General features: G+C 48.8%; 13 protein-coding genes. 9 read left to right on the forward strand and 4 right to left on the reverse strand.

The window, feature by feature from the left end:
* Positions 1 to 5 precede the first annotated feature (5 nt).
* The 5 genes from QL234_RS28765 to QL234_RS28785 all read left to right on the forward strand — a co-directional run bounded on the left by QL234_RS28765 (position 6) and on the right by QL234_RS28785 (position 7,155).
* A complete protein-coding gene (locus tag QL234_RS28765; RefSeq protein ID WP_281561184.1) occupies positions 6 to 3,248 on the forward strand; it encodes a CHAT domain-containing protein in 3,243 nt (1,080 codons plus the stop codon).
* A 435-nt stretch (positions 3,249 to 3,683) separates the two neighbouring features.
* Positions 3,684 to 4,556 (forward strand): hypothetical protein, encoded by an 873-nt coding sequence (locus QL234_RS28770; RefSeq protein ID WP_281561185.1) that lies wholly within the window; start codon positions 3,684 to 3,686, stop codon positions 4,554 to 4,556.
* Between the two features lie 284 nt (positions 4,557 to 4,840).
* Positions 4,841 to 5,665, forward strand: coding sequence for a nidogen-like domain-containing protein (locus QL234_RS28775; RefSeq protein ID WP_281561186.1), 825 nt, complete (start codon positions 4,841 to 4,843; stop codon positions 5,663 to 5,665).
* Positions 5,666 to 5,877: 212 nt separating this feature from the next.
* Positions 5,878 to 6,753, forward strand: coding sequence for an endonuclease/exonuclease/phosphatase family protein (locus QL234_RS28780; protein WP_281561187.1), 876 nt, complete (start codon positions 5,878 to 5,880; stop codon positions 6,751 to 6,753).
* A 243-nt stretch (positions 6,754 to 6,996) separates the two neighbouring features.
* On the forward strand, positions 6,997 to 7,155 hold the full coding sequence (locus QL234_RS28785) for a hypothetical protein (protein ID WP_281561188.1): 159 nt from the start codon (positions 6,997 to 6,999) through the stop codon (positions 7,153 to 7,155).
* A gap of 91 nt (positions 7,156 to 7,246) precedes the next feature.
* Here the strand turns inward: QL234_RS28785 and QL234_RS28790 are convergent, their stop codons facing one another.
* Positions 7,247 to 10,120: a TonB-dependent receptor gene (locus QL234_RS28790; protein WP_281561189.1), complete on the reverse strand. Its 2,874-nt coding sequence runs from the start codon at positions 10,118 to 10,120 to the stop codon at positions 7,247 to 7,249.
* Positions 10,121 to 10,452: 332 nt separating this feature from the next.
* Between QL234_RS28790 and QL234_RS28795 the strand changes: the two genes are divergently transcribed.
* The 4 genes from QL234_RS28795 (at position 10,453) to QL234_RS28810 (ending at position 15,816) form a co-directional block, all read left to right on the forward strand.
* A complete protein-coding gene (locus tag QL234_RS28795) occupies positions 10,453 to 12,531 on the forward strand; it encodes a hypothetical protein (protein WP_281561190.1) in 2,079 nt (692 codons plus the stop codon).
* A 338-nt stretch (positions 12,532 to 12,869) separates the two neighbouring features.
* Positions 12,870 to 14,864 carry a type VI secretion system tip protein TssI/VgrG gene (tssI, locus tag QL234_RS28800; RefSeq protein WP_281561191.1) on the forward strand — a complete coding sequence of 665 codons (1,995 nt, stop codon included), beginning with the start codon at positions 12,870 to 12,872 and terminating at the stop codon, positions 14,862 to 14,864.
* Between the two features lie 29 nt (positions 14,865 to 14,893).
* Complete coding sequence (locus QL234_RS28805) at positions 14,894 to 15,514, forward strand: Twin-arginine translocation pathway signal (protein ID WP_281561192.1); 621 nt, start codon at positions 14,894 to 14,896, stop codon at positions 15,512 to 15,514.
* Positions 15,515 to 15,516: 2 nt separating this feature from the next.
* Complete coding sequence (locus QL234_RS28810; RefSeq protein WP_044835223.1) at positions 15,517 to 15,816, forward strand: PAAR domain-containing protein; 300 nt, start codon at positions 15,517 to 15,519, stop codon at positions 15,814 to 15,816.
* A 98-nt stretch (positions 15,817 to 15,914) separates the two neighbouring features.
* Here QL234_RS28810 and QL234_RS28815 read toward each other — a convergent pair whose 3' ends face one another.
* The 3 genes from QL234_RS28815 to QL234_RS28825 all read right to left on the reverse strand — a co-directional run bounded on the left by QL234_RS28815 (position 15,915) and on the right by QL234_RS28825 (position 17,718).
* Positions 15,915 to 16,586 carry a PEP-CTERM sorting domain-containing protein gene (locus QL234_RS28815; protein ID WP_281561193.1) on the reverse strand — a complete coding sequence of 224 codons (672 nt, stop codon included), beginning with the start codon at positions 16,584 to 16,586 and terminating at the stop codon, positions 15,915 to 15,917.
* A gap of 230 nt (positions 16,587 to 16,816) precedes the next feature.
* On the reverse strand, positions 16,817 to 17,356 hold the full coding sequence (locus tag QL234_RS28820; RefSeq protein WP_281561194.1) for a hypothetical protein: 540 nt from the start codon (positions 17,354 to 17,356) through the stop codon (positions 16,817 to 16,819).
* Between the two features lie 206 nt (positions 17,357 to 17,562).
* A complete protein-coding gene (locus QL234_RS28825) occupies positions 17,563 to 17,718 on the reverse strand; it encodes a hypothetical protein (protein ID WP_281561195.1) in 156 nt (51 codons plus the stop codon).
* Between the last annotated feature and the right edge of the window lie 24 nt (positions 17,719 to 17,742).

Genomic DNA, 17,742 nt, shown 5'->3' on the forward strand with positions numbered 1-17,742 from the left:
TGATTATGACTGGCTGTTATCCCGGCATGCTTTATTGGTTATTAGGGGTAGTTATAACCTATCCTGGAGCAGGTTTTGCCTGCTCCAGCAATAGCCAGGGGCAAGAGCCACTCGGTGAATATCAAAGCCAGGTGCCGGCAAATGCTCCTTTACTGCTGCTCATAAAACAAGATGATCTTGATATTCACATTATCCGCAAGCTCGATAACCGGGAAATCCGCAGCAACACGCCTTCCGGACGCAATGGTTATGAATTTATTTATATTAAGCCAGGTGAAAAAAAGGCCGGCATCAAGCTTTGTTTCTTTAGCCGATACCAGGATGCTGCAACAGGCAACTATCACATCAGCCAGGTCAAAAACGCAAGCAGCGACCTTATCCATGCCATAGAGCTGATGGATAAAGCAGCCCGCGCCTGGTCGGAAGACACTGAACTCTCCAGATTACTGGCATCCGCCTACTTTGATCAGGTGGCCAAGCTCGACATCACAGCGTTTGATTTATCCAACCATGCGCGCCTTTATAGCCTCAATGCCAAAATCGTCAATTACCAATACGACAGTGCCCTGGCCTTAGCACAGGCACTATTGACCAAAGTGCCGACAAAAAGCTTCCTGGGCTACTCCGCCCTCTGGGGCAAAGGCAAGGTCCTGATCAGACAGAATAAACAAACAGCAGCCATAACCCCCCTCAGCGATGCCGTCACCATAGCAGAATCGCTGCTGGTTCCGGGACAATCCGCCTCAGCAAAAGATATCGCCGACCTGAAAAACTGGCTCGCCGAAGCTTACTTGATGGACGGACAAATCAAGAACGGCGAAACCCTGCTTAACGAAGCCCGAATATTGGCAGGCAATGATGCACAACTGTTAGGCGCCATTTATAACAATTTAGGTTACGTTTACCTGCTGGCAAGCAAACTCACCACCGGACGAGTAAGGGCACAATACATTAACACCTCCATTAATGAACATGAACTGGCCCGTAATTATGCAAAAAATGCCGGTGACTGGTTGGAGTTAATTTATATTGAAAACAATATGGGCACCCTATACCAACGCATCGGCAGTTTACGAAAAGCCCGGGAGCATTACTGGCAAGCTTTGGATTTAATCGCCCGCAAAGGCACTCCCTTCAGGCTGCAGGTCATATACACCAATCTGGGCAAAATTTATCAACACTTAGGCGACTACCAGAAGTCTGAAAGTTTTTTAAAGAAGGCGTTAGAGATTGCGGGACAAGGCCAGTCATCACGGTTTCGTTTATCACAATTGCAATGCAGTTTAGGCAATAGCCAGCGGCTAATGGGCAGGCCACAAACGGCTTTAATCCATCATAATCTCTGTATCCGTAGTGCCATTGAGGAAAACAACCGGGAACTGTTGCTAACAGCACAATATGAACTTGCTGAAGACTATATCCATTTAGGCAGAATCCAGGATGCCAGGGAAACCACAGAGTCGATCATAGCTGAGTTAGTACCGGATATTGGCCAGGACAGCGGCTTATACTCTCTGGTACTCAACCAATATGCCAAACTTAATTATCGGGAAGGTAAACTCGATAAGGCACTGGCGAATGTTCAAACGGCATTAAAATATTCTCTGTCTTCACGAAATCCAAGCCTGCATATAAAAATACTCAATGAAGCCATGCAGATATACAAAGCCCTTGGTAATTCTCCAAAAGCGTTAACATACGGACAAAAAGCCCTGAAAGAGGTAGAGCAGCTTCACCAGCACCTGGAGGCAGAGCGTCTGGGCCCTGCCTGGAGTAAAATCACCCATGACATATTTCTGAATGTCGCCGAAATCTTTCTGAATCAATACCTGAAAAGCGGCGATACCATACAGTTATATCAAGCGCTTGATGTGTTAGAGAGATCCCGTGCAATAACCTTAAGGCGAGAGTTTGCTATTTCTGATGAGCAAGAACACAAAAATAAGGCGACAGATCATTTAATCACACTAAGTGAACTTGCCGACAGCCATGCCACTAACAGCACAAATAAAACCTATACCCCTTTGCCCCTTAGCTTTTATCATGAACATGAATTATTAAACTTTGCGCGGTTAAACGGTAAAAAGAATGCTCCTATTCCGCCGGTACTTGAACATAAACAGATACAGGAAAAGCTGGGAAAGCAACAAACGGTACTTTATTATCTCACCTTAAAAAATGCCGTATATGCGCTTGTCATTACCAAATCTAATATTGCCTTACACCACCTCGGCGCCCCTGAGGATTTAAATAAATTAATTCAGCAAGCAAGAAGCCAGGTATCAGATCTCAACTCATCCCCCTATCAAACACTGAATGCATTATCGGAATTATTACTGGCGCCACTTCCTATTCCAGATGACACTCAAGATCTTATCCTGGTGCTGCATCGTAATTTACATGCTCTCCCTTTTTCTGCCCTGCCTGTTATCAGTACTTTACCGGCGTATAAACCCTTAAGCTCAAAGTTTAATTTACAGGTGGTGCCCTCCATCTCCAGTTATTTTATGAGTAAGAGCAATGGCGACAGCTATGTTTTAGATCTTGCCATGTTTGCCGATCCGCAACTCTCGCCACTAGTAAACAGTCAATATGAATATCCGGAAAATAAAGCCCCCCTGCAAAGCTGGTCACGTAATTTACCTCCCTTGCCCTGGACCGCCCGTGAAGCCGGCAACCTGGAAAAAACCTTCGCAAAAGAGCGCTATCAGATTTATACAGGCGCAGCGGCCAACCGCACAAATTTGAGAAGCCAAGAAGTACGACATGCCCGTATTTTACATATAGCTTCACACGGATATTTTCATTCGCTTAATCCGGATAACATAGGTTTCGCCTTATCGGCAAATGACCAACAGGGAGAATATGAGCCGGGGTTTATTACCCTGACCGAGCTCTTTAGTTTCCGCTTTAATAATGAGTTAGTAGTCATCAGCGGCTGCGATACCGGTATGGGAAAAAGCATGGACGGTGAAGGCATGCTGGGCCTGTCGCGGGGATTTATCTCGCAGGGAGCAAAACATGTGATCTCGACCTTATGGCCGGTGGCCGACAAGGCCTCCGCAAAATTCATGCAGTTATTCTATCATCGCCTGAAACAGCTTGGTGAGGTCGATCAAGCCCTGCGCGCCGCACAAAATGATATGAGAGTTATCCCGGCCTACAATCACCCTTTTTACTGGGCCGCTTATGTACTCAATACCGTAAGCCCTGATCAGTCAATAAGCTTCAGGCCTGAAACTTTATAGCCATACCCGGTGATCTTCGCGCTTGCCAGAGCCGGCCAATAAACTAAAACAGCTAAAACCTGAAATGTCGAAGTATAAACAAAGGATAAAGTAAACTTATCAGGTTTAATCACCGGCCCCCCCCTGGAGCTATCTCGCCAAAACACCGCAAGCAAATCAGCCGACCCCCTGCCCTGTAAAGCCGCTTAATGGCTGAAATATCCCTTTACTGACAGAAATTCAGCCAATACACTTTGTAATGACTAGCAAACATGTCACGGAATAATAGCATTCTTAATACCTTGCCTGCTTTTGTCTGCTACCTGTTATAAAAAATAATAAAACATAACATTAACCGGCAGCGACAACATCGGCGTCAATGAAGTTTGCCGCCATAAACAATAACCCGGTTTTATTGCCATACTGAGCAGACATGTTTAACAAGGATAATCCAATATGCTAGTGTTTAATTGCACCAAGGCAGCAGCAGAGTTTTTTACCGCCATACGCCAAGGCGCAAAAAGATCTCCCCTCAAGCCGCCCCCGGAAAAGACCATCGCCGCATCGATGCAGGCAAAAAACCGGCAAGCTATCACTGCAGTTAACCCCCTTGAAGCGGTAAAACAGGCTAATAATCAATGGCACTGGCTGGTACACGCCATCAAGGTTAAACGCAAAAATGTGCTGATAGTAATGGATTATCACAGCCGCTTCGCCATGACTTTTACCGGTTTAAAAAAAGGCGATGAGACCGGCTTTTTACAGATGTTTGAGCAGCACTTAAATTTTCATATCCGGGAGCTGATGCCGCAAGTGATCACCGACGCCTCTATTATTGATGTCAGCCTTGAACGATACTGCCATGATCATAGCACCAACACCTTTTACCAGCGGGGAGACCGCAGCGTTCAAAGCCATATCAATGATGTCGGCTGGCATATTGAAATGACGGCAGATGAAATGGGCGAGCTGCCCGCAGGCATAGACTTGATCGCTTTCGACTGTTATATCAACAACACCATCAGAAACCAAAAAGGAAAAAAAGGCTATTTTGTGCCGTTGCAGGCCTTTTTACATCAATGGCTGTGCCAATATAGCGGAGTCAGCCAAACGCAGGCAGATGCACTCATCAAGGAATTGCAGGAAAAGGAAAAGGCCCGTTACCAGGCCATGCATAACAGCATGTTTGATGTGGTTGCAGACACCATTGAAACCGAGCATATCAATAGCGAAGTTGAGGCTATTTTGATGAGCCAGATTAACGGTAAACCGGCTGAAGGAAACAAAAACAATGTTATCCGGGTCGATTTTTCCAAAAACAAACAGTAACAGCTGTTGCTCCACTAAGGTTGCAGCAGCGGCTTTCCTTACTACACCAGGCCCGGGCGCTAACCTTCAGACTTACTATCTCTCTAATAACCCAAAGAAAACTCAAAAATTTTCCTGTCTAATTATTTTACAGCCAAGCACAAAAGGTCGGACCAGACACAGTTAAGCAACTGTATTATAAGCAGTTAAAAAAACAGGCACAGCTGTTGCTAACACAGCGACAACAATCAAGTAACAACTTGTTGATTAAAAAATAATAACACCATTATATTAAGGATTTACTAATGCTTTTTAAGTCTCTGTTGTGTTCTGCCCTGGTTTTTGCTTCTTCTTCGGTACTGGCTACCCCTATCGTATCCGGTTTAGGCGGTAGCGCCGGTTTCGGTGAAAATGTCCTGCCGGCAAATGATGACGGCTCTTCGGGGTTAATTGATATTACTCCGGCCCTGTCCGGCGGACTGGACTTTTTCGGCACCAACTACACAGGCCTTTATGTCAACAATAACGGTAATGTTACCTTTGCCGAACGTCTCGGGACTTTCACGCCATATGCATTAACCGGTGCAACCGACAACCCGATTATCGCTCCTTTCTTTGCCGACGTTGACACCCGCGCCGGCGCCACAACCGCCTCTCCCGGCGGCAATTCTACCGGCAGCAACCAGGTATACTGGGATCTGGATGATGTGAATAACATTTTCACCGTCACCTGGGATGATGTTGGTTATTTTTCTCAACATAATGAACTGGTAAACAGCTTCCAGCTGGCATTGATCGATAAAGGCAATGGCGACTTTAACATTGAATTTCGCTACGAAACCATCAACTGGACCACTGGCGACTCCAGTGGCGGCAGTAACGGCGTTGGCGGCACGGTAGCCCGTGCCGGCTGGAACTCTGGCAATGGCACAGATTTTAGTGAAATCAACCACTCAGGTGACCAGGCCGGTATGCTCAATATGCCGTCAAACTCTAATGTCGGCGTTGCCGGTTTATACGTTTATGAAGTGCGTAACGGTGTTGTCAGTGAAGTACCTGAGCCTTCTACATTAGCCATTTTCGGTTTAGCCCTGTGCGGTTTACTGGGACGCCGTAAATTTCAAGGTTAATGCCTTAAGGCAATAAAGCTCGCCACAAGTTTCTATGGTCCGGTTATGCCCCCACATTTTTTAACCGGACCATTCCTGCCTCATTGCTGCTCACCTCAAACAAAATGAAGTTCTTTTACTGTTGCCGCCACCGTCTTTATAATGAATAAACAGGAAAAGTCGCCCAACGCATGCTAACGTTTAACAACACGTAAACGACTGGCGTTACCCCCATGCCGAAAGCTTTTTCTGTTTTGTCCTGGAATATTGAACACCTGAAAGGCAAACGTCCCGACCGTCTCTTTCGCATCGTCAACACCATTAAGTTTGAAAATCCCGACATCTTTGCCCTGTACGAGGTCGAAGGAAAAACCGTCTACCAAAGCCTGTTAACCGAGCTTCCGGGGTATTCCTTCCATATCACCGAGGGGCCGCAAACCCAGGAAATCCTGGTGGCGGTCAAACATAAATTTACCGCCTTTTTTAGCCAGCGGGTTGAATTCAAATCTGCCTACAGCTACCTCAGACCCGGCGCCATGCTCTCGGTCAGGGTAGAGGGACGGGATTATAGTTTGATGTTCCTGCACCTTAAAAGCCAGAGTACGCCAATCGGTTTAGGGGTCAGGGACGTACAATTTGCCAGCATCTATAAGTTAAAAAGAAAACTGGATAAGGCCGCACCAGGCAATCAAAAGGCAAATTTTATTGTCCTCGGCGATTTTAATACCATGGGCATGAATTACAGCGGCAGAAAACACGACATCCCCGCTGCTGCCGAACTGGACAGATTAGACAAATACCTGCACCGCAAATCCGTCAGCATGCGCCGCTTATCGAAAACTTGCCCCAATACCTGGTCCAACGGTTCCAACAGCCGCTATCCGGCGGCAGACTTAGATCAGGTACTTCTCTCCAGGCATTTAAAAACCCGGCTCTGGCATAACAAGTTGCCGGTTAATGAAAGCAATCCCGCCTTTAAAAGCGGCCAGTCTGAGGTAGATATACGCGGCTGGGTCGACCAGGCAAGCATTGAAGAGCAGGACAAGTGGATCGAAAACTATTCCGATCACTGTTATTTATACTTTGAAGTCACTAAGGTTTCCCCTTAGGGCAAACCGGGAAACGATCTCTATCAGCCCCCCACCAGCACAGCTCTACTGTGCTGAGGGCAAGTTTACCTATACGGTAAAAATACATAACAATGACCACAGGTCACTTACAACAAGTTAACATTCCATTATCTATTTTATATTGATTTATATCACGTCTTAATCAAGATGAAAGGGCTAGTATTTATTTGGCTAAAAAAACTACATCGTTTAGCAGCCCTTTTCTCAATCAAGGAAATAATAATGAAATTAAAATTAAATAAAAAGAAGCTTAAAAACCTGTCTAAAGACAAACAAGCACTTCCAGCCGAAATAACCCGCCAGGTAGCCGGCGGCCGCAATGGTGATGAAACACCGTTACCGACCAATCTATGGCGTGCCTGCATGTCAACAACCTGCTAAAACTCTTAAACATAAAAAGCCAGTCGGGAGTATCGACTGGCTTTCTAAAGCGACCTTAGGTCCAGGTAGTAATTAACTAAATAAGTTTCTCCTAAAATCTCCCGATATAATCAAACGAGAAAGTACGCCCCATCACCCCTATCATGGTCGGATAGACGCTGCGGTCAAACCAGGGATCGGTGCCATCAAAGCTCTTGTCGTTGCGGGGCCGGCTATCACGCAGGTTATTAACCCCCAAACGTACGCTATGGGCATCGGTAATATCATAGTTAACCCCCAGGTTATAGATCAACCAGGGCGCTAAACGTCCCGCCAGCGCGCGCCTTTCGTCATTGGTATTACGCGTCGGATCCGGATCTTCCCAGTTCCAGCTGGAGCCGTAACGCATTTGCGTCAAGGTGATACGCAGATCGTCTTTTGCCCAGGCAAAAGTGCTGTCCACTTTCGAGCGCAAGGCACTGTTTAAATAGTCGTCCCGGTAATCCTTATCGATTTCTTCACCGGCAAACTCCTGGTTGACCATTTCCAGTACATGGGTATATTTGATTTCCGCACTGAATTCCCCCCAGTTACCGGCATCGTAGAGGTAGTCCAGCTGCATGTCGAAACCGGTTTGCTCATTCAGCGCCTGGTTAACATAAGTGCTGTTCCAGGATTCCACCGTTAAACCTGAGTTGGGCATAGAGCCGTCAAAGCGGGTGCTGCGGCTTAAAATAAACTCACAATCCACCCCCTGAGTGTTGATGCCTTCGCGACAGTCCCTTTCTTTGCGGAAATAGTTGTCGCTGTTCCAGGACTCCACCTGATCTTTGATCTTGACCTTATAGAGGTCAAAGGTCCAGTTCAGGTTATCCATCACATCCCAGGAGAAACCGACCGAGGCGGAATAACCGGTTTCTTCATGCAGCTTGGTATTACCGGTTTGCGTCACTTTCACCCGCTGTCCTTCCTTCAGCTCACCCGGCAGATCCGGATTACACTGCACCTGCAACGCCGCCTGATCAACCGCATTAAATCCGGTATCCTGCCCCTGGCTCAACTGTAGACACTTGGTTTCCAGGTAGTAGTCAGTGATCCCCAGATAAGAACCGGATGGTCCGGAATTGATCTGGTGAATATCCGGCGCCCGAAAAGTTGTGCCATAACTGGTGCGCAGCAATAAATCTTCGGTAGGCCGGTACTGTAATCCCAATTGATAGGTAAAGGCGCCGTCGACATCGGTTTCATCATTATAATAATCATAACGGCCGGCAATATTGGCAATCACCTGCCCGGTAATGGGCACCTCAAATTCCAGGGCTATGCCGTACCTGTCACGCTCGCCGCCGCCTTCGGTGCCGGTAAGGCCATTGCCCCAACCGGTATTTTCATTCAGGGTGCGGGGATCGACATTGATTTCATAATCTTCACTCGAATACTCAAGTGCCACCGAGAAGCCCAGCTCACCGGCGGGCAGTTCATAAAGGGAGCCGCTGATAAAACCGTTTAGGGTGGTGACGCTGGCATCTGCGGTCGAATCATTTTTCTCGACAATGGCGGCGCGCCCGGCTTCATCCAGCGGACTCCAGAAGCGATCATAATTCGGGATATAGTCCATACCGGGCTCGCCGGCTTCAACCCCTACCGGGGTACCGAGAAAATATTCCCGCGCCTTATCCGAGGCGATCAGCAATTCATGCTCCCTGTTATCGGTGGCGCTGTGGGAAAGGGTGATCTGGTAATCATAATCATCAAAAATGATGCCGTTAAGCCCAAGGGAAACATACAACATATCGTCTTCGAAATAGGATTTATTATCGCCGACCTCTTCTTTACTGAAGGTACGTTGCAGAAACAGATAGCGCTCATTCTCGGCATCCCAGACAAAGCCCCCGCCGTCATGATAACCCGAGGTCATGGTATCGGTGCGCCAGGATGCACCATAGCCTCCCCGCTGGGCGGCATCACTGGTCCAATACAGTACATCTGCCGTCAACTGGTGCTGCTCGGCAAAATCCCATTGAAAGTTGCTGTACACGGAAATGTTTTCCCGCGCGTTGATATAAGAAGAGTCTCCTGTGGTATCCCGGCCGCAGTAGAAGCCGCGGCTGGGACGCTCAGACAACTCAAAGTCCGGATACTGATCACAAAGGTTATCGCCAAACTCATCCGGGTGCAGGTAAATAAAACCCCCTTCCCAGCCGCCGGCCATGATGCTCCGGGAGTTAACCCGGTAATATTCCGGCTGGGTATCCGTGGCCGGGCCATCATTAAAATCATCCAGCCAGTCCCTTTCGCTGCCAAGCAGCATATCCTGGTCGGAATAATCCACGGCATAACTCCAGGAAAAATTTTCGCTGCTAAAACCGCCGGTAAGGGTTAACTTGCGGTTATCGCCACCGCCGGCATCCGAGGTATTGTGATGCAGGGTAACGGTTGTCTCTTCAATGCCTTTCTTGGTAATGATATTCATCACCCCCGCCACCGCATCCGAGCCGTAGATAGCCGAGTTGCCCCCGGTTAAAATTTCAATCCGGGCTACCGCAGATGTCGGTATGGTCGACAGGTTAAAAACATTATTTTCACTGTTATAGGCCCGGGGATAATTGGCCACCCGCTGGCCGTTGAGCAAAACCAGAGTCCGGTTTGCCCCCAAACCGCGTAAATTCACGGTTTCGGCATTAGGAGTAAAAGTATTGGTATAGCCCTGGCCCTGGTTGGTGCCTGTGCCGGCGGTCAGGTTTTGAATGGCTTCATACATATTGCTGAAACCTTTATCGCTGATATCATCCGCGGTCAGGATCACGATAGGCGAAGGCCCCTCAAGTTCGGTGCGCTTGATACGCGACCCCGTCACCTCTATTTTTTCAATTTCTTCAACATCGCTACCTTTGATAGTGCTTGCGGCAAAACTCAAAGGCGCAGCAGTCACACAAAAAATTAACCCCAGGCGAACCGAGTTCACCAAATGTGTCTGTTTAAACATAAAACTCTCCCTGTAACATCCATGATGTGACATAAATTATTAGTTTTTTATTGTCCGGCAGATACATCCGCTGCCGTAAATCAATATAGAACAGCAAGTTACAAAAGAGAAGATAAAAAATTACATTTAGTTACATTTAACAACAAAACGACACATTTCGTAATAATCGCCTTCACCTGCCGTTACTGCCTTTCAAGGAATTATTTGCTCTCGCCAATATTTTCATTAAGATAGCTCGATAACAGATAAACATTGATGTCTATTCTTTAGTCCATTCAGTAGTTGTCACCGGACACGGCAAGCTGTTTTTGTCTTGATCGGAGTGCCCTGCCATGCCATTTCCCGTATTAATGAGCCATGACGAATGGAAAAAACGCACCGCCGGCGGTGTGCTTTGCAGAAGAAGCGATGCCCTGGTGGAAGTCGACACCGCCATTCAAACCTATGAGCACGAACGTAACCAGGAGAATTTGGACGACCTCAAGGTAAAATTTTATTACTGGTGCCGCTCCAAAGAAGATTTCACCCAGTCGGTGAGAAATACCGGCTCCCAGGCCCCCTGGGAACTACATCTGAAACTCTTTATGACCGGCAGATCCGACGCCAGTGCCTTAAGGGAGCTGGCAGAATTGCGCGCCATGCAACAGGGCTTGTGCGCCCAGATGTTCTGGGGCTGCAATATGCGCTTTAAAAGCCGGCTGGAAACAGCAAAAGGCTTTATCAGCGATGTGAAGTCCCTGTTAGAACAAATGGGCATCAAGGGTATTAGCGTGCCGGATATAGTACGGCGCATCATCAACGGGATCCTGGGCCATTTCGCCCCTGTGGGTAAAGCCATCTCCAGCGCCCTGTCCCCCATCAATACTATCATCAACCGGGTGATCGACTTTTTTAAACAGCTGGTAAAAACCCTGGCGATCCCGGTGCAGACCTTTATCGAACTGGTGAAAAAGGAAATCCTGTCCTTGGTGGAGCGCTTGATCGGTCATCTGTTGCCAATGGCCAACGCACTGGAATTTGTCACCACCTTTGGCCCCGGGGTATATCACCTGGTGAAAAAACAGGTATCGGTATTTAACTCCAACCGCGCCAGAAGGTTTGCCAGTGACGGCGATCCCAGGGGCGCTTTTGACCAGTTACATTTATTGCTGAAAAGCGAACGTAATGCCCTGGCAGGAGAGCTGTCTGCTTCCGCCATCAAGGCCCTGGTAGACGGGGTAATGCCGATGGCGTCACAGGCAGTGGCCTGGGCGGATGATTTTCGCAAAACCCTGCAAAGCATTATCACCACCATACGCCAGTGTATGGAAATGAAAAAAGCCAATAAAATTTTCCGCCAGATCAATGCTTCTATGACCTCAAGCAGTTTTGATCTGTCTATTTTCGGCGTCAGCCCGTTGATCGCCAGCCACGTCATCAGCAGCGCCAGCCAAAGCCAGCTGGTAGCCATGATGCCCGGCGATACCACAGGCTTTGCCACCTGGATCAAATACACCCATTTAGTGATCGATAAACACATCAAACCGATGCAAGCGGAGGCCAGGCGCATTATCGACGAACATCCGTGCAAGATAGAAAATATCGGCGACGAATACCGGCTGCACCTGGCGGGACAAACCGAATTGATGCGCACCGCCATGGTGGAGCACCATGAAAAATCTAAAGATTATCTGGCCGCCATCCCCAGGACTGCGCTGTTGTCCGCCATCAGGCGCTCCGATACCGGTAGCCTGGCCCCGGTCACGCCCCACTTGGGCAAAACCACAGGTTTACTGGACGATATCACCTGGTTTAATCAAAAAGCGTTAAAAAAAGCCACCACCCGCACCGGCCAGACCACCGGGGTACTGGATGAAGTAACCTGGTTCAAAAAAGAAAAACTCAACGCCGCCTCAACCCGGGAAATAAATCCTGCGATGGAAATGCGTAAATTTGAACTGGCGTTGAAGCAAGTCAACAACCAGATCCTGGCGCAAACCTGGCTTAATCATCAGGCCTTTTCCGGCATACGCTTGGGAGATAAAGTGATAGATCTGTCACAATGGAAAAAGCTCAGCTGGGTACGCTTTGGCCGCCGTCACGAATTTACCAGGAGTATAGATAAAGGCCTGGTGGGCTATAGCCAGCTGTTCCAGGTCAACCGGAGCAAATACGGCCAGGGGGCATTAACTAAGGATAAGCTCAAGGCCTGCCTGGAAGACATCAAGGCACGTATCCATTACCTGATGAACCAGCTGCTTAAACCCCTGCATACCTGGCTGGATCCGAAAAACAAGGTACATCAAACCAGCAAACGCCTTACAGCTATGACCAGGCTCAGGGAGCTGATCGATAAAGAAGTGGATAACCTCAGCCGCTTGCACAGCGAATATTCCACGAAATCCCGGCAGGCACAATTGCTCTACGCCTGATCTGCGCCGGTAGTGACTATCTGCCTTGCTTCAGGAGAAGGAAGCAAGGCATTACTTCCTGTACCGCCGTTCATTTCACCCTATGATCACGTCATTGCTTATATGGACATAAGTACTTAGCTTATGCCGGGAGCAAATAAGCTGACGGTACTTCCGTATCGCCGTTCACTCACATCCCTGTGATCACGGCATATGTACTTCCTGCACATAAAACCCGGTTTTTCAGCGGGTTTTGTTTGCTTTAATTTCGTCATTAATGATAACGTCTTCTTATAATTGTGGTTTATACAAATCAGCGTATAAACCTTAGGGAATTCAATCAAGATTAAGGGTTAACTATGGCGGTTTCTTATCAATTTGATAATCGCGGACTCTATTTCACCGATTCAAACGGCGACCTCCATCTCGGCCATAAATTGACCATAGAGGAGCAATTATCCGCACCTTTTACCATTACCGGCATTCTGGTCAGTAACAGCTTTGTCAGTGCCGATCAGCTGGGCCAGCCAATCACCTGCCACTGGAATGAAATTGCCGATAACAAGCAAAAAGAAAAGCGGGTCTTTCACGGTTACCTCACCGAAGTGCAGCAGCTCGAGCCCGAGTCAGAGCATAACTACGCCAGCTACCGCATTACCCTGCGCCCCTGGTTATGGCTGCTGACCCTGCGCCGCAACTACCGGGTTTTCCAGCAGCAAAGCCTGAGCGCCATTTTATCTTCCGTGTTCGACGACGCCGGATTTTCCGGCAATTATACCCTGGGCACTTTACCCTCGGATGAGCGCAACTATTGCGTGCAATACGACGAAAGCGATTTTGATTTTGTTACCCGGTTACTGGCGGAGCAAGGCATACATTATTACTTCAGCCACAGCAGCAACAGTCACCAGCTGACCTTGCATGATCCCGCGTCCCCGTATGAAGACGCCGAAGTAGGTAAACTGGACTATATCAGTGAACGCTCCGGCGAGCAGCAGCTGATCAGCCGCTGGCAACCTAAACTGCGGGTGCACAGTAAATCCGTCAATACCGTCAATTACGATTACGCCAGCAGCCAGTTGATTGAAAGCGGCGATAAAAGCTCGTCCCATACCATAGCCAACAACCAGAAACTGACCCAATACCATTTTGGCGCCCATTCGGTGAAAGGGGATATCAGCGATGTTAACTCCACCGTGGCAGATAACGAACTAAACAAGCTCCAGGGGGATTACAGCGCGGTTGAAGGCAGCAGCAAGGTCGAAGAACTGACCCTGGCAACCCAGTTCAGCCTGGCCAACCATCCAGACAGCAGCCAGGTAGGCAAGTATGCCATAGAAGCCATTACCCATAACATAGACGCCTCCGAACAGGCGGTGGTGTATTCCAATGACTTTTTCTGCCGTCCTGCCGCTTACCCCGGCTACCCGAAAGCCAGCCCTAAACCGCAAATCAGCGGCCTGCAAACCGCCATCGTCATCGGCGGCGACAGCGGCCAGCCGCAGCACGATGCCAGTGGCCGTATCAAGGTACAATTTCACTGGGATCAGGTCGGCGGCGACAGCCCCAGCTGCTGGATCCGCGTGGCCCAGCCCATGGCCAGCAGCAGTTTGGGCATGCAGTTTATTCCCCGGGTAGACGATGAGGTGCTGGTGAGTTTCGTCAACAGCGATCCGGACCAGCCGGTGATCATCGGCAGTGTTTATAACAGCAAGAATCCGCCGCCCTACGCCGAGCTCAACAGTACCCAGAGCGGTATCAAGACCCAGCTGGGGGAAACCGCCAACGAAATACGCTTTGACGATAAGTCCGACAATGAACAGCTCTATTTCCATGCCGCCAAAGATTATGTGGTGGAAGTAGAAAATAATTTAACGGAAACCATCACCGCGGAATACAGCAGCACTACGCAAAAGGCAATGACGATAACCGGCAATGACAATTACTCGTTAACCATAGCGGAAACTCTGGCGGAAAAAGCCAAGGAAATTACCATTACCGCCGATGACAAGATCACCTTAACCGTCGGCAGCAACTCAATAGAAATCAGCACCAGTGGTATCGCCATCGATTGCGATAAACTGACGGTAAATTCCAGCGGCAATATCGAGATGAGCGGCAGCAAGATCAGTACCTCCAGTACCGGCAATACCGAGATCAGCGCCAGCGGCAATTTCAGCGCCAGCGCCAGTGCCAATGCCGAATTATCCGGCAGCGCCGGGGCCACCGTCAGCAGCTCGGCCCAGGCCAAAGTCAGCGGCAGCGCTGGGGCAGAGCTGAGCTCATCCGCCATGACCAAGGTATCTTCCTCCGGTATCACCCAGATCCAGGGCTCGCTGGTGCAGGTCAACTAACCACAGGTAGACTTATATAGGTAAAAAGGATGCTTAAAAAAATCCCCAACAAAAATATCGCCTCAATCATCAGCCGCTACCAGCTCAGCGATGAAGCAGCAGCTTTGCTCACCCCGGAGCTGACGCCAGAGGCCGCGATAGTGCTGCTACAGGAGCAGGCGTTATATAACGATGTGGTGCAGTTTATCGCCCATGCCTTGCCTGTGATGGAAGCTATCGGCTGGGCCAGCGAAGCCATGGATTTACGTCAGGCGGACTGGAACGAACAGGAAGTCATGGCAATTAACGCCGCCCGTAACTGGCTAAGCCAGCCCAATGAAACCCTGAGGGTTCGCGCCAGCCAGCTGGCAGACAGGGTCGGCCTGGAATACGCCCCCGGCTGGGTGGCCAAAGCGGTATTCTGGTCCGGTACCGGCAGCATAGTAGAGCCGGATTTACCTGCGGTCATGCCGCCGCCGTTTTTATACGGCCATGCTGCTGCCGCCGCCATCACCATAGCCGCCGCCGTACCGCAATGGGACCATTACCAGAAATTTTACCAGCAAGTGATCGAGATAGGCATTGCTATTGCCAACGGTAAGGGCATCAATACCCAAGCCATGACACTTGATGCCAACAGTGCAACAGATAATCAAGCAGAAGGAAATTAATTATGGGACAACCCGCCGCCAGAATTACCGATATGCATGTCTGCCCGATGCAAACTCCCGCCGTACCGCCCATTCCCCATGTCGGCGGTCCCATTATCGGCCCGGGTGCGCCCACAGTACTGATCGGCGGTATGCCCGCGGCAGTCGTGGGTGACAGCGTGACTTGCGTCGGCACCCCGGACAGTTTAGTGATGGGCAGCACCACCGTACTTTTCGGCGGCAAACCCGCTATTCGTATGGGAGATACTACAGCCCACGGGGGATCTATCGTATTAGGCATGCCGACTGTGTTGATCGGTTAAGGCAAGCGATCAAAAGGATATAAGCTGCTTGTTATAAATTTCGTCCTAAATAGTGGCAAACATTTAGGACTTTTACAGCAAAAAGCAGCGAGCAGGCATTAACGCCCTTTTTTCATGCCGCGAAAGCCGCACAACAGCAGCCCTATCGCCAATAACAGCAAGGTATAGGGCTCAGGTACCGTTGAAAATTCAAGGCTTTCAATCCTGACATCATCATCGTTGCCGTCCACCCAGAGCATAAAGGCATAACCAAAAGTACCGGACGCTAGTTGATAGTGATCACTGCCATCATTGCGGTCAACAAAAAGGTTGCTGGCGTCCAGGCTATCGGGTAAAAGCAAGTTTACCCAGGCAAAATTCAGATCATCATTGGAAGATAAATCACCGGCGGTAAAAGCGTGTAAATTCACTTGCTCGGAAAAAACAAACAGCAGACCTTCGTCGGGATCCCGGGCAAAGCTCGAGGAGCTGCCACCGTCAAGGTCGACACCGTCATTATCGGACGATACCACACCTAAACCGGTACTGCCGTTATAAACACCGTTATCGCCCGACAATAGTTGCCAGGGCGCAAGCTCGGTTTGTTCATCGTTGACATTGGTGGTCCAGGCAGTCACGGTTAAATCGACACCGCCGCTTGCAAAGGCAAAACTTTCGGCGACTCCCTGGTTATCCCCCAGGAAACTGATGGTTTCAATAACGGTGGCGTGAACTGATGAGGTGATTAAAAATAAAACAGCAGACAAAAAGAGATTCAATTTATTTTTCATTATTTTTCCGTATTTTACTGTCAGGCAGTAAATAAAGCGTTAAGGAATTTACCCCGGCGCATTTAGCAAACAATGTGCCATCGTGGTAACTGGTTGATAAGTTGGTTTAAATGTCTTTTGTCTTAACGATAGCAAGCGAAAGTGTAAAAACAGGTGACAGCAAAAAATAATGATTTAGCGGGGAACAAGCGAAAGTTGCTATGCAGATAAATGCCAATAAGCGCTTATTTTTAATTCGAAAAATTCAGGTCTGATTCATAATCCTTTTCACATTTAGGTGGCCGGCACAGGTAGAAGAGCCTGCTCGGTTTACCGTAGAGTTTCTGATAAAGCGCCGCCTGCTCAGCTTCCAGCTGTCCCAGGCTGATCTTCAGCGCATCCATCACCAACAGCATTTGCTCCAATAACTGCCGCTGACCGGGCGCTTGTTCGTCTGCTGAGGTATAAGGCACCACCGCTTTGGCGAGCTTTTTGCTCAGCGCCAGCAATTGGGTTTGCTGTGCTTCCACCTGTATTTTTATCGCTTTGACATTCAGGGCGATTTCCTCATTTGCCGACAACAAATGAGCAAGTTGTTCGAGCATTTGCTCCTGGCGCCTGGCATTTTGCTCAATCGAGTGCTTTAGCACGGTAAAGTTATCGCCATCATTCACAGCGGCACCCGAGGTATTGTTACCCGTGGTTTGGCAGCCCGTTAATACCGCCAGCACTAAACAGCAAAATAAAGATAAGCAAGAAAGGTAAACAATGCGATTGAAGATAGCAGCCATACAAAACTAACTAGGGTTACTCTTAACCATATCAGCTGGGAGAGTAATAATCAGATTAGTACAAATTCTGATTTTATCCACAAATCAGGTGCTAGCATACCGCCGGAGCGGCAACACAGATAACAGAAGCTATGCTGCCTTCATACCCCTTGATGTCAGCCATGTGCTGTTGCCGTTAATCTGCAACAGCACGGGTCTTTACCTGGCTATAACAAGCGATCCGGCAAGGCCAGCTGACTAAAGAAGTCAGGGTTTAGCGGATTGATATCACTGCTGACCGATAACTGCAAAGTGATTTCGTGATCATCCGATACCACCTTCATTTGCGGCGATAACTGATGTGACAGCCTGGTATCAGCCATGTGCTGTTGCCGTTAATATGCAAC

Source organism: Thalassomonas sp. RHCl1 (assembly GCF_947387555.1).
Taxonomy (GTDB): domain Bacteria; phylum Pseudomonadota; class Gammaproteobacteria; order Enterobacterales; family Alteromonadaceae; genus Thalassomonas.

Excerpts from the sequence above, each read along its gene's own strand:
- QL234_RS28765 (WP_281561184.1), top strand. The coding sequence starts at position 6 with ATGACTGGCTGTTATCCCGGCATGCTTTATTGGTTATTAGGGGTAGTT.
- QL234_RS28770 (WP_281561185.1), top strand. The coding sequence starts at position 3,684 with ATGCTAGTGTTTAATTGCACCAAGGCAGCAGCAGAGTTTTTTACCGCC.
- QL234_RS28775 (WP_281561186.1), top strand. The coding sequence starts at position 4,841 with ATGCTTTTTAAGTCTCTGTTGTGTTCTGCCCTGGTTTTTGCTTCTTCT.
- QL234_RS28780 (WP_281561187.1), top strand. The coding sequence starts at position 5,878 with ATGCCGAAAGCTTTTTCTGTTTTGTCCTGGAATATTGAACACCTGAAA.
- QL234_RS28785 (WP_281561188.1), top strand. The coding sequence starts at position 6,997 with ATGAAATTAAAATTAAATAAAAAGAAGCTTAAAAACCTGTCTAAAGAC.
- QL234_RS28790 (WP_281561189.1), bottom strand. The coding sequence starts at position 10,120 with ATGTTTAAACAGACACATTTGGTGAACTCGGTTCGCCTGGGGTTAATT.
- QL234_RS28795 (WP_281561190.1), top strand. The coding sequence starts at position 10,453 with ATGCCATTTCCCGTATTAATGAGCCATGACGAATGGAAAAAACGCACC.
- tssI (WP_281561191.1), top strand. The coding sequence starts at position 12,870 with ATGGCGGTTTCTTATCAATTTGATAATCGCGGACTCTATTTCACCGAT.
- QL234_RS28805 (WP_281561192.1), top strand. The coding sequence starts at position 14,894 with ATGCTTAAAAAAATCCCCAACAAAAATATCGCCTCAATCATCAGCCGC.
- QL234_RS28810 (WP_044835223.1), top strand. The coding sequence starts at position 15,517 with ATGGGACAACCCGCCGCCAGAATTACCGATATGCATGTCTGCCCGATG.
- QL234_RS28815 (WP_281561193.1), bottom strand. The coding sequence starts at position 16,586 with ATGAAAAATAAATTGAATCTCTTTTTGTCTGCTGTTTTATTTTTAATC.
- QL234_RS28820 (WP_281561194.1), bottom strand. The coding sequence starts at position 17,356 with ATGGCTGCTATCTTCAATCGCATTGTTTACCTTTCTTGCTTATCTTTA.
- QL234_RS28825 (WP_281561195.1), bottom strand. The coding sequence starts at position 17,718 with ATGGCTGATACCAGGCTGTCACATCAGTTATCGCCGCAAATGAAGGTG.